The following is an 11,822-nucleotide window of genomic DNA, read 5'->3' as shown; positions in this document are numbered from 1 at the left end:
ATGTCACAATACTTATCTCAAGTATTGCCATTTTGGAGGTGTTTTATATTGTCTCACTATTTTAGGTTAGTCCAGATAGATAGTCCCTTGATCTTTTGGTTTTTTATTTGGCATTAGCCAATTCTTCTAAAATATGAAGATTTTCAATCATTGGCTTACTTAAATTTGGGTTCTTTGCAAAATAGGATACAAGCTTCTTTTTGTTGTATCTATTTGATTTTTGTCAAAATAAGATAAGTTTATGTATTCAATTTCACCATATCTCGCTCTATAAAAAGCAATTCGGTCAATTTCTAAATGCTGGTATGGATCATCACTATATTCATTTGCTTTACTAACATCTAAAGATATTTCATTAAGTAAAGAATACCCGACTATTTGAGCAACCTCTTGCCATTTGTATCCTATGTTTTTACCACTTTTAAAATCATACAATGTTCCGTCAATGATAACATCACCGTCTGCACCTCCAACAAATGCAGAGGAAACACCAAAATTAGGATTATATATAATTTCACTAGTTGAATTTACACTTGTTTGTATAAACTTTTCTTGAAAAACATCACATAATTGCTCTAAATCCTTAATGACTTCATCATCAGGATCATCAAAAAACGATTTTTCCAATAAGTTGGTTGGGGGTAGTCCAGAACGAAAAATGATTTCTAATTTAGCTAAGAAACAAACATCTAAAATTAATTCTTTAATATCTTTTTTATTATTGCTAAATGCTTTTAATTTTTTTATTGCTTTAGTAAACTTTTTTTTGATTTTTGATTCAATAGAACGGTGCTTAGTCAAAAACCTTGATAAAACCATAAGTCCGCCTTCTGCTACTATATCTGTGTATGATTCATCTCTATTCTTTTTAACTACTCGAGCCAGCATTATTCTCGCTAAATAATCAAATGCTGTACCAATCACTGTTGAATTATAGTTTTTGACTAGGTTGTATGGGACTAATGTTTCATATTCAGTTTTAGAAAAGGCCTCTTTACCAGAAATTGTTTTAAATGATTTCTTGTCTGGAATAAATTCTTTTAAAATCGCCTGAAATTCTTTATCATTCGGTTTTGAACCCTTTAGTAAACTTGAAAGTGACATACGTTTAATCCTTTCTTATTTATTAACTAATCCAATTCTACCATAAATAACCAGTAACCTTATTGATTTTCTTTGACAAAATGGTTCTAATTTAATCTAGGGCACACTGACGCTCCGTAGTTTGTCGAAAGATTAAGAGGGAACGAGGCACAGTGTTCCTCGTTCCAAAGTATAAGGATAAAGCGACATGCTATCATACAATACCAAAAGCCCGATTAGTAGAACTTTGTACTAATCGGGCTTTTTTTGAATTTGGCGATTTCATTCAAACGTTTGTTTGAAATGTTTTTGTTTAGGGGAGGTGGTTGTGAGTGAGGCTGTTATACGGTGAATTTAGTATTTTTGTATAGTAATGGAGTGGTGAGTTCTATATAACCTTCTCGGACAATTTTTATTTTAACAGTAGAGGGTCGGAGGGATAGGCCCCATGACCCGTTTTTTCTGCTGACATCTTGGTCCTATCGTCTTTTCTTTATCATGATTGTACCCGTTTTTTTGATTCTCACTGATGATGGTAGAACAGCATCAAGTGGTATTGACCGGAATACGATGTATGGGATATCGTGTGCGTCATCGAATTGGTTGCTTGATAACCTGTGTTTTATTTCTACTTTAATTTTGTATGAACCAGGTTCCGTAGGGTTCCAGGTTACATTGTTCAAGTTTGAGTAGTTGTTACTTTTAATTAAGCGTGTTCCTTTGTATATTAAAAACCGATATTCGAGATCTTCTGGGTTTTGTGCTAACGCTGTAATTTCCACTTTATTTTTCATAGGGAGTAGGGTACTTACATTGGTCTTTAAGTTTTGAATCGTAGCGGGTTTAAATACGATGAAGGTTAGTTCCTTTTCTGAATCAGTGTCTTCCTTAGAAAGTTGGTGTTTTACCTGTACTTTTATGGTATAAATCCCTGATTTGTTGGGCTTCCAAACAGCTGTTTTTGTACTTGAGAAATCTTGGAGTGTGCTCCAGCGTTCACCGTCGTAGACGGTGAACTTAAATAGATTAGAAGAGTCATCGTTGGTTGTGGCATTGATTGTTATTGCTGTATAAATGGGCTGAGGCTCTTCTTTATCAGTTGTAATGGAAGCTATAGATGCTGGTTGAAAGATCACGTAGTTCATCACTGATTCATCGTCAAATTCATTGTTCGAGAGTTTATGCTTTGTTTGAATTTTAATGTTGTAGGTTCCTGGCTTAGTAGGCTTCCATGAAAGTTCTTTTGCTTCTGAATAGTCCTGAATCGTTTCCCATTTATCTCCTGTTTGAATTAAAAATTTTACGAGATTATCATTTGGATGGTTCGTTTTCGTTTTGAATGTAATACTAGTCTGTACAGGTTGCTGGCTTTCTTTTTCAGCGCTCACCGATTGTAACTTTGCAGGTTTGATAACCGTATAAGGAATCACTTTTTCATCATCAAAGGGTTTATCTGAGTGATTACTTCTTACTCGGACTCGGATATTGTAGGTGCCAGCTGTTTTTGGTGTCCAAACTAGTTTGTTAGATTGAGAAAAGTCCTGTACGGTGGACCACTTTTCTCCATCAAATACTTCAAACCGGAAGGAGGTCGGGAGGTTGTAGGATGTGGTTGCAGTAACTGTTATGGCAGTGTCCTCAGGTTGCGGACTTGAGTGGCTGACCTTAACGGCCTCAAGTTTACTATATGCGCTATAGCCATTTGAGGCAGCAATTGCTTCAAAGGAGCTCGACGAGTTTGTGATAATGACATTTGTATATAGGTTGACTCGATCAAATAACCAACGCACCTCGTCATCATACATGCGCACACAGCCCTTGCTTGCATATGTGCCAATTGAAGCTGGATTATTGTTTCCGTGAATGGCATAAGTGGTTCCATAGGTGCCTCTTGCAGAAAGGCCAAGCCAACGATCACCTAATGGATTCCGTGGATCGCCCCCAGGGATATTATCTGTATAATAGGGACGATTCTTTATTTTATTTACGATAGGAAATGTTCCCACGGGTGTTTGGCGATCGTATTTTCCCGTGGCTACCTTAAACGTCCTCACCAGCTGTCCATTCTCAAAAAAAGCAAGCTGGTTTGTCTGTTTATTAATGATAATTAACTGGTTGGAATCTGCTTCTATAACAGAAGCCCCGATAAAAAAACAAATAAATAGCAGTAATCCCCCTGTAAATCTCTTCATTCGCTCACCCCCTTACTACACCATATGCAGAATGGGGGATATATATAATACTTAGGGCGTAGGGGGCGTATAGTCACAGTGTCGACCCGAAAATTGGTACAGTGGTAATATCAAGGGTATGTGTGAAGTAACGGGGGCCAGACCCCCACCAAGATAAAGCTTTACAGTATTAAAATAGAACAGTCCTAGGGGCTGGTGACATATACCCCCAATCGAAAAAGAAGATGAATCTACGAAATGTAGGGTTCATCTTCTTTTATTCTTTATATTCTATTTATGAAGAGACTTCAATTCTTCGAAAACTATGAGAATACTGGAATTTTTCGTGCAATCGATTCTGTTAAACGAGTTGCTACCTTTGGAACAGCCCATTTAATAATGGGTGTTAACACTGCACCTGATAATCCGCCTGCATGGACTTCCACGGTACAAGTCATTGTTGTTTTACCACTCACATCTTCTGCAGTAAAGTGACCGCTTCCTGTAAAGTTATCTGATAGCCCTTTTAGTTCAAACTTAATATTGGAAGGCTCATTCCATTCAGTAATATCTACCTGAGCTCGTATTGTTTTTTTAATCCCTTTCACACTACCCTCAAATGTCCAAATCGATTGCTTGTCATTTATGATTTCATGTTCTTTATAGGCTGGTACTGTCGTTGCCCATTTTTCAAGATCACTGACATAATCCCAAACTGCTTGTACATCTACTGGAATTTCTACTGTATGAGTTCCTGTCGCCATTCTGATTCCTACTTTCGCACCTACATATTATAACCTGAAAGTGCCACAGTGAGGCCCCGAAGTTTGTCTAACAGTCCCTTATTTTTCCCTTGTTTTTAGGTATACACTCCAATTCTGTTTTCTCTATAATTTAAATTGTATGGAATCACTGTTTACCCTCTAAAAATTGGCAAAAAAATAGAGATACCATTTGGTATCTCTAAACAAACGATTATAATGGGAGCTTGCTTACAATCATTGGAATCTTTTCAACGATTGCCGTTGCAATCAAACTACCAGTTATACCTTCAGAAATATTTCTGATTGATTTTAAAGCTTCTGCAATCATTGCCGGTTTTGGTTTTGGCGATTTTACTTGCGCTTCAAGCACTGTAACCTCTGAGTCAAGCTCATCCTTAATATCACCATTTGTCATTTCATCAAGTAATTTTTTTAAATCAATAATTAATGCACTGAGCTCACTTTTATCAACCGTTGAATTTATCTCTAATGATTGAGTGGAATGTTGTGTGAGTTGTTGAACCTGAATATGACCGCCGCCGGAATTATAGATATTTTGATGAATGATTTGTTCCGTACTTTTTACTGCCTTTTCTTCTTCATTTTTCGAAAATGACATACCTTCTCCCAAAATTCCATCCTCCTCTAATTGAAGGCTCCAATTCAAAACAATTCCCCTTACAGTTTCGACTATTTTCTTAAACTGTGAATCAGATATATGTAACGATGGCTGGAACGGGAATTCTTGACTTTTCATAAGAAAATTTTCTAGTTCAGCATGAAATTTTATGATAACAGTACCATCAGAACCTTCTAATATATGTTCCAATTCACCAACAGAGGAATCCATTTTTTTAGTTGAAACCTCATCATAAAAATTGGAATTTTGAATGATATATGGAATATATCCATGGTATGGATTCCATGCTTTTAAATTACCTCTAACTTCACGATAATCTGGAATTTCATCAAATCTTGCATATCCGTTCATTTCACTTAATACCCATTTTTCAAATTCATGAACTTTTAGTTTTTTTGCTACCAATAATGCCTTACGAAGCAAATTGTTTATCGAACTGTTTCCAGCCACAGCTTCTCTTTGCAGCTCCAAGACAAGAGACATAAAACTCCCCCTTCCTATTTAAATACCAACTATCATACCATATTTCCCCAATTAGTAGTCCGAAAATAGAAAAGCAATAAGAATAAATCCTATTCGCTAGCTTTATTGATTCAATTGCCAAAACCCACTAAGTTATGGTCACAGTCTACCCCCAGAAATTATCATAAGTGGTAATGGAGTGGTGGATTTACCAGTCGCTTGCTCAAAGGTATTTTTAGCTAATAAGTAGAATAAGTATAATAAAAAATATAAATGGGGGGATATGTTTTGAAAAGACGAGCAATTTTTGATCCAAGTCGCACCTATAGATATTCAATGTCAAGGATATGGGATGAATCTAAAAAGAAAATTGTTTTTATTATGCTAAATCCAAGCATTGCTAATGAAACTGCAGACGATAATACAACGAAAAAATGTATTACTTTTGCTAAGAAGTTCGGCTATGGCTCATTAGAGATTATTAACTTATTTGCTTATGTTGCAACCGATTATAATGAACTAAAGAATCTATCTAGAGAAGTTGCTATCGGAAAAGAAAATATAGATTATATTATTAGAGCGGTAAACAGTGCTGATAAAATTGTAGCAGCATGGGGTGAGAACGGTACTATTCATCAAAGAAACAAAGATATTGAAAACTTACTAAGAGGTTATGATATCGATTGTTTAAAAGTTACGGCAAGAGGTTTCCCGAGTCATCCGTTATTCCTTTCTTATAAATGTGAATTAATCCCATACAGAAGACCAAACAAAAAATCTCGTATATTAATAAGAACTGTCCCGGACGAGAATCTTATCGGCAGAGAGGGAATAATTAAAAGTGACGGAAAAATAATAGGTGGTGATTCCTGGTTGTGGTGTAAGGTATGCCACTCCGAGTTTCCTCTAGAAGGTACTACAGTATGTAAAGACTGTATAGAAATTTTACTTGATAAATATTTCGAAAATACGTCGAGCTAACTAATGGTCACAGTGAAACCGGACTAAGTTGAAAAAAATGCGAAGATTGAACTAGCGGGGGGCCAGACCCCCACCAAGATAAAGCTTTACAGTATTAAAATAGGTAAAAAGATCTGTCTTTTTAAGGTGCCTGTAATATTATAGGCACCTTTTGTTTTTCTGTTCGCCTATTTATGGTGCTCCTCTGTTATCACTACCTTGTCAGAATATATCCATTCACGTTATTTCCAAAAATATTTAGAAAAGAAAAGTCCTATAATCTCGAGTGTTTCTTAAGTAGGGTGGCCCTCAAAAGAAAATTTAATATTTTCGCATAATCACCAAACAAAAAATTAGGTAAGCTAAAAATTTTTTTGTTGACTACCAAAAAAAATTTAATTATACTTTAAAACAAATAGTTATAAATGTTTTGAACATTAAGCAGATTAGGGTGATATTGATTGGAAAGCATTTACGATGAGATAGACTTTCTTAGAGGATTAATTAAAGGGATTTCAAGTCAATTTGGTCCAAATTGTGAAGTTGTCTTGCTAGATTTAACGAAGTATGAGGAAGTTGGAAGCGTTATTGTTGAAATTGAAAACGGATCCATTACAGGTCGAAAAGTGGGTGATTCAGGTACCAACCTTGGTTTAGAGGTTTTAAGAGGGACTGATCAAAAAGGGGACAAGCATAATTATGTAACCCAAACCAAAGAAGGTAGAATCCTGCGTTCCTCAACAATGTATATTCGAAATTCTGAGAATAAACCTATCGGCTGTATTTGTATAAATCTAGACATTACAGATTTGGTTATGGCAGAAAAGACAATTCAAGAGTTTGCTCAACTAAATACTGAAGACAAAAAGGTAAATGAGTATTTTGTAAAAGATGTGAATGAGTTGTTAGACCATTTATTACAAGAGTCACAGGAATATGTAGGGAAACCTGTAGCATTAATGTCCAAAGAGGATAAGGTAAAAGGTATTACATATCTCGATAAAAAAGGGGCCTTCTTAATTAAGAAATCAAGTGATAAAGTTTGTACCTATTATGATATATCGAAATATAGCCTCTATTCTTACCTCGATACAATCAGGGAAGAGGAAGAAAGAAAACAGAATCAACTACCATTGGCTTAATCTATTCTTATATAGATGAAAATTTTATAGGGGGCTTTAAGATGAATAATGTTACAACGAACGAAAGCAAAATTGAAAAAAGATTACTAGAATTGGGTATTGAGCTTCCAGAAGCTCCAAAACCAGCTGCAGTCTATATTCCGGCACAGCAAACTGGGAATCTAGTATATACATCCGGCCAAGATTGTCGTAAGGATGGCAAACTGATTTATGAAGGGAAAGTTGGATCAGATTTAACCATTGAACAAGGCCAAGAGGCTGCTAGACAAACCATGATAAATTGTTTAGCCGTATTAAAAAGTCATTTAGGAAATTTAGATCGTGTAAAAAAAGTAGTAAAACTATTAGGGTTTGTCAACAGTGCACCTGGTTTTGTAGAACAGCCTTACGTGATTAATGGTGCTTCTGAACTTTTAGAAGAAGTTTTTGGAGAGGCTGGAAAACATGCGCGCTCTGCCATATCTTCAAATGAACTACCTTTCAATACTCCGGTTGAAATTGAAATGATTGTAGAAGTAGAGTAGTAACTTCTGTTGGATCTCCTTGGTGATACACTCACCAAGGAGTGTAATACATACATAAACAAAGGGGGAAAATGTGTGGACTTTTGGAGTGCAGTGATAGTTGGATCAATTGTAATTTCAGGTTTAGTTATGATTATTGGACCAGTAATGGAACTTAAGGGTAAGATTTTATTCCTTAAACCAGCCCATTCACCAAGGATTTCAGGTAGATGGGGAATGGGATTAATGTTAGTTTCTTTTCTTTTATTTGTTATTGGATTAGTACTACGAGCTGTTCTATCAGCTGATGTGGTAACACCAATTGTGCTTACTTCATTTACGTTATGGTTTGTAGGTGGGATTGCAGCTGTTATCCGTAATGAAGTACTGAAGGTCATGTTACCAGTTTCAGAATCCGAGCAAAGGGGTGAGGTAAATAATGAACTTAGCAATTTCTAGTATCGATTTTTCTATCATCATACTTTATATTATAGGAACAGTTTTTATAGGTTATATTGTTTCTAAAAGGATTTCTGGGTATGACGACTTCTCAGTAGGAGGAAGATCATTTGGTCCTTTTATGTTAGCTGCTACTTTTGCAGCAACCAACTTCTCTACTTGGAGTTTAGTTGGGAAACCAGGCTTAGTATATAGCTCCGGTATTTCTGTTGTATGGATTGCATGGAATGCAATGGCGTGTGTTGCTGCAGCGGTATTTTTCATTCCTATCTATCGAAAACTTCGCTATCATACAATGTCAGAAATATTTGAAGACCGTTATAGTGGTGCGAGTCGCGGTTTAATAAGTGTGATTTGGATTTTTGCAGATGTCTTTAATCGTTATGGTGTAACTGTTTTTGCATCAGCTCTCATTATGAGTATGATCCTCGATGTGCCAATTAATTACATGATTTTAGTGATGGCACTACTAGTATTAGCACTGACATTTGTAGGTGGGATCGTTTCAGTTGTCATAACGGATGCAGTTCAGTTTGTACTTATGTGGGCAGGTCTGTTTGTAGGTGCCATCTATATCTTTAATCACTTTGATGGGATGAATGGCTTAATTGAAGCAGTACCAAGTAATCTACTGGAATGGGTACCAACTGCCGAAAGTGCGAATGGGTGGCCATGGATAATTGCTATGACGGTACTAGGTTTTCCTTACTTTATTACCAGTCAATTTGTCATGCAGCGTGGACTTGGTGCTAAAAGTGTAAACGTTGCCAAGTGGGGTATGTTATTTGCTGCTCTTTTAGCAATCCCGATGGCCATTATGGAAATCATTCCTGGGCTTGCCGCGAAAGCAATGCTTGATCCGGATGTTGTTGCTGGTATGAATCCAGATATGATTGGTCCTGAGGTTTATTTACAGTTGCTCCCAGTAGGAGCTTTGGGGATCTTCTTTTCCTCAATGTTAGCAGCGGGAATTTCTACTGCTGACTCTGCATTATGCGGAACATCCGCTTTATTTACTGAAGATTTTTACAAAAAGGCAAGACCAAAACTATCAGAAAAGCATTATTTAAAAGTAACACGTATTGCAACAATTGTACTTTGTTTGATTGGAACTGGTTGGGCATTCTTAGTTCCAAAATTAGGTGGAGTAATTAATTCTATCCTAAATGTAATCGCGATTACTGATATGCCAATATTTGTTATCATCTGCTTGGCTGTATTCTGGAGAAAAATGAATGCTAAAGGAGCAGTTGCCGCTATTCTAAGTGGAACGATAGCTGGCGGTATTGTATCCGCAGTAGGTCTAGGTGTTGGGGGAATCCAAAACTTAGCTATTACAACTGCTACTAGTACGTTTACTTCATTGATAGTAGGAGTCATTATCAGTTTAGTAACAACTAAGGGCATTGTTGAACAGCAAAGAGTTAATAATTTCTTTGGAAAGCTTTCAGCTGCTGATAAGGAAATTTAATAATAAAAAGGGCATACAATTCATAAAAATGTGTGCCCTTTTCAGATTTTTACAAAAGGGTGGTTTCAAATATGACAGTAGGATTAGCGGTAATAGGTGTGGGAGAGTTTGGGATTAGCCATGCAAAAATACTTTCTCAAATGGGACAAGTAGAGCTTGTGTATATCTGTGATCAATCATTAGTTAGAGCCCAAAGGGTTGCCGAAGAATATGGTGCGGAAAACTTTACGAATCATATAGAGGACGTTTTATCATGCGAACGAGTAGATGGAGTAATCATTGCAACCTCAGAGGAGTCGCATTATCCATTGACTATTCAATCACTTCAAGCATCTAAGCATGTTTTAATTGAAAAGCCGATCTCATTGGACGCAGAAAAGGCTCTAGATATGGTCAAGGAAGCAGAGAAGCAAAAGGTGATTTTACTTCCAGGGCATCTCCTACGATATGATGCCAGTTACAACACGATAAAACAAAGACTTACATCAGGAGAGTTAGGAGACATTTATTCGATATATGCAAGAAGAAATGTACCTAAAGAACGTTTTGGGTTGCACTCACGTACACACCCAGTGTTTATGGCATTAGCACATGATATCGATATTGTACTTTGGTATGTTCAATCAAGTGTCAAACGAGTATATGCAGTTGAGAAGAGAACATCCGAAGAATACAAAAATCCAGATATATTCTGGGGAATCGTCGAATTTTCTAATGGAGTCGTTGCAACCTTTGAAACACAATGGACGTTGCCAAATCATCTAGGACAATATTTGGATGTTCGCCTTGAAATGATGACGTCTGAGGGAAAGGTTTCCCTCCAATACCCTGGAGATAATTTGCATATTGCGGTTCAAAACAAAACGGAAATACCTGATGTAACCCTATGGCCAGAAATATTTGGTACTTCAACAGGTGCCTTGCGAAATGAGCTTGATTATTTTGTTTCTATTATAGAGAAGAATGAAAAGCCTACCTCTATTCGTGGAGAAGAGGCAGTACAGGGTATTGAATTAGCTCAACTCTTAATTAAATCTGCACAAACTAGAAATCCAATTGAACTCTAATATCTTAAAGAAGGAAAGAGATTGCTATGAGAGAATTTGAAGAATTGGAAACACATATTACGACATTATTATCAGAAATGGTTTCAATACCTAGTGTGAATCCTGGTGAAGGTACAGTCGATAATATACGTGGTGAAGAAAGAATGGCGAGTTACTTATTCAATTATTTTAAACATCATTCGTATTCGTTTAATGTAAAAAAAGAAGAAATCCTTACGGATCGACCTAATATTTATATTGAAACGAGCAACGACCCAAACAAAAAGACTTTATTATTTGAAACTCATACTGATACAGTCAGTGTTGATCATATGTCTATATCTCCATTTGAACCATTCATCAAGGATGGCAAATTTTATGGAAGAGGTAGTTGTGATGCCAAGGGACAATTAGTTGCCATGATTAGTGGTATAGAGATGGCCCTTGAAGAGAACGATGGTGTATTGCCCATTAATGTAAAGTTGGCAGCAACAGTTGACGAGGAGCATCTACATCGCGGGGTTGATAGATTAGTAGAGTTAGGGATTAAAGCAGATGGTGCCGTAGCTGGAGAGCCGACTGAGTTGAAAATCGTCTCCGCCACAAAGGGAAGCATACGATTTAAAATTAGGACAACAGGGAAGTCTGCACATACGGCAAACCCTCAGGATGGTATAAATGCAATCTATATCATGTCAGATGTGATACAAGTCATCCAAAAGAAAATCGTTCCTCTTCTACAAAACAGAAATCACCCGTTATGTGGGAATGCAACAACAAGTGTAACAATCATCGGTGGTGGTTCACAAGTAAATATTGTTCCTGATGAATGTGTGATTGATGTCGATAGAAGACTTCTTCCAGGAGAACAGTGGGAAGAAGCTTATCAAGAAATACAAGATATGATTATGGATAACCTTGATCAGGATTTACATTCAGCAATCATCTTTGACTACCCATATCTAATCGATCCATCACTTGAAACAAGCCAAGCCTCTTCTATTGTCAGTGCGTTTTCGGCTATGATGCAGTCACATAATGAAGATTTGATACTATGTCAAGAAAATAGACACAGATTTTTCTACCGCGCTTTCGCTTGGTAGCCTTCATAAAAAAGTTTA

11 protein-coding genes are annotated in these 11,822 nt (G+C 36.5%); 7 read left to right on the top strand and 4 right to left on the bottom strand.

Translation table 11 applies throughout. The annotated features are described in order from the left end of the window. Positions 1 to 159 precede the first annotated feature (159 nt). The 4 genes from ACR65M_RS24850 to ACR65M_RS24835 all read right to left on the bottom strand — a co-directional run bounded on the left by ACR65M_RS24850 (position 160) and on the right by ACR65M_RS24835 (position 5,141). Complete coding sequence (locus ACR65M_RS24850; RefSeq protein ID WP_440274707.1) at positions 160 to 1,104, bottom strand: hypothetical protein; 945 nt, start codon at positions 1,102 to 1,104, stop codon at positions 160 to 162. Between the two features lie 458 nt (positions 1,105 to 1,562). Then, complete coding sequence (locus ACR65M_RS24845) at positions 1,563 to 3,275, bottom strand: triple tyrosine motif-containing protein (RefSeq protein WP_440274706.1); 1,713 nt, start codon at positions 3,273 to 3,275, stop codon at positions 1,563 to 1,565. A gap of 302 nt (positions 3,276 to 3,577) precedes the next feature. Further along, positions 3,578 to 4,018: an SRPBCC family protein gene (locus ACR65M_RS24840; RefSeq protein ID WP_440274705.1), complete on the bottom strand. Its 441-nt coding sequence runs from the start codon at positions 4,016 to 4,018 to the stop codon at positions 3,578 to 3,580. 211 nt (positions 4,019 to 4,229) lie between these two features. Continuing rightward, on the bottom strand, positions 4,230 to 5,141 hold the full coding sequence (locus ACR65M_RS24835; RefSeq protein WP_440274704.1) for an AbiTii domain-containing protein: 912 nt from the start codon (positions 5,139 to 5,141) through the stop codon (positions 4,230 to 4,232). Between the two features lie 267 nt (positions 5,142 to 5,408). On the opposite strand from ACR65M_RS24835, the gene ACR65M_RS24830 reads away from it, so the two are divergent. From ACR65M_RS24830 to ACR65M_RS24800, 7 genes are all read left to right on the top strand, one after another. Further along, on the top strand, positions 5,409 to 6,101 hold the full coding sequence (locus ACR65M_RS24830; protein ID WP_440274703.1) for a DUF1643 domain-containing protein: 693 nt from the start codon (positions 5,409 to 5,411) through the stop codon (positions 6,099 to 6,101). 440 nt (positions 6,102 to 6,541) lie between these two features. After that, entirely contained in the window at positions 6,542 to 7,222 is a 681-nt protein-coding gene (locus tag ACR65M_RS24825; RefSeq protein WP_440274702.1) for a helix-turn-helix transcriptional regulator, read from the top strand. A gap of 41 nt (positions 7,223 to 7,263) precedes the next feature. Further along, positions 7,264 to 7,746, top strand: coding sequence for a RidA family protein (locus ACR65M_RS24820; protein WP_440274701.1), 483 nt, complete (start codon positions 7,264 to 7,266; stop codon positions 7,744 to 7,746). Between the two features lie 75 nt (positions 7,747 to 7,821). Further along, entirely contained in the window at positions 7,822 to 8,184 is a 363-nt protein-coding gene (locus ACR65M_RS24815) for a hypothetical protein (RefSeq protein WP_440274700.1), read from the top strand. Continuing rightward, on the top strand, positions 8,165 to 9,655 hold the full coding sequence (locus tag ACR65M_RS24810; protein WP_440274699.1) for a sodium:solute symporter family protein: 1,491 nt from the start codon (positions 8,165 to 8,167) through the stop codon (positions 9,653 to 9,655). Before ACR65M_RS24815 ends, ACR65M_RS24810 begins: the two co-directional genes overlap by 20 nt. A gap of 71 nt (positions 9,656 to 9,726) precedes the next feature. After that, the gene (locus tag ACR65M_RS24805) at positions 9,727 to 10,722 is read left to right on the top strand and encodes a Gfo/Idh/MocA family protein (protein WP_440274698.1); all 996 of its coding nucleotides are present in this window, start codon (positions 9,727 to 9,729) and stop codon (positions 10,720 to 10,722) included. A gap of 26 nt (positions 10,723 to 10,748) precedes the next feature. Beyond that, complete coding sequence (locus ACR65M_RS24800; RefSeq protein WP_440274697.1) at positions 10,749 to 11,804, top strand: M20 family metallopeptidase; 1,056 nt, start codon at positions 10,749 to 10,751, stop codon at positions 11,802 to 11,804. Positions 11,805 to 11,822 lie beyond the last annotated feature (18 nt).

Source organism: Ferdinandcohnia sp. SAFN-114 (assembly GCF_059415045.1).
Note: the sequence above shows the minus strand (reverse complement) of the source record. Positions and strands in the feature narration are given on the sequence as shown.

Excerpts from the sequence above, each read along its gene's own strand:
- ACR65M_RS24800 (WP_440274697.1), top strand. The coding sequence starts at position 10,749 with ATGAGAGAATTTGAAGAATTGGAAACACATATTACGACATTATTATCA.
- ACR65M_RS24810 (WP_440274699.1), top strand. The coding sequence starts at position 8,165 with ATGAACTTAGCAATTTCTAGTATCGATTTTTCTATCATCATACTTTAT.
- ACR65M_RS24805 (WP_440274698.1), top strand. The coding sequence starts at position 9,727 with ATGACAGTAGGATTAGCGGTAATAGGTGTGGGAGAGTTTGGGATTAGC.
- ACR65M_RS24850 (WP_440274707.1), bottom strand. The coding sequence starts at position 1,104 with ATGTCACTTTCAAGTTTACTAAAGGGTTCAAAACCGAATGATAAAGAA.
- ACR65M_RS24840 (WP_440274705.1), bottom strand. The coding sequence starts at position 4,018 with ATGGCGACAGGAACTCATACAGTAGAAATTCCAGTAGATGTACAAGCA.
- ACR65M_RS24820 (WP_440274701.1), top strand. The coding sequence starts at position 7,264 with ATGAATAATGTTACAACGAACGAAAGCAAAATTGAAAAAAGATTACTA.
- ACR65M_RS24835 (WP_440274704.1), bottom strand. The coding sequence starts at position 5,141 with ATGTCTCTTGTCTTGGAGCTGCAAAGAGAAGCTGTGGCTGGAAACAGT.
- ACR65M_RS24845 (WP_440274706.1), bottom strand. The coding sequence starts at position 3,275 with ATGAAGAGATTTACAGGGGGATTACTGCTATTTATTTGTTTTTTTATC.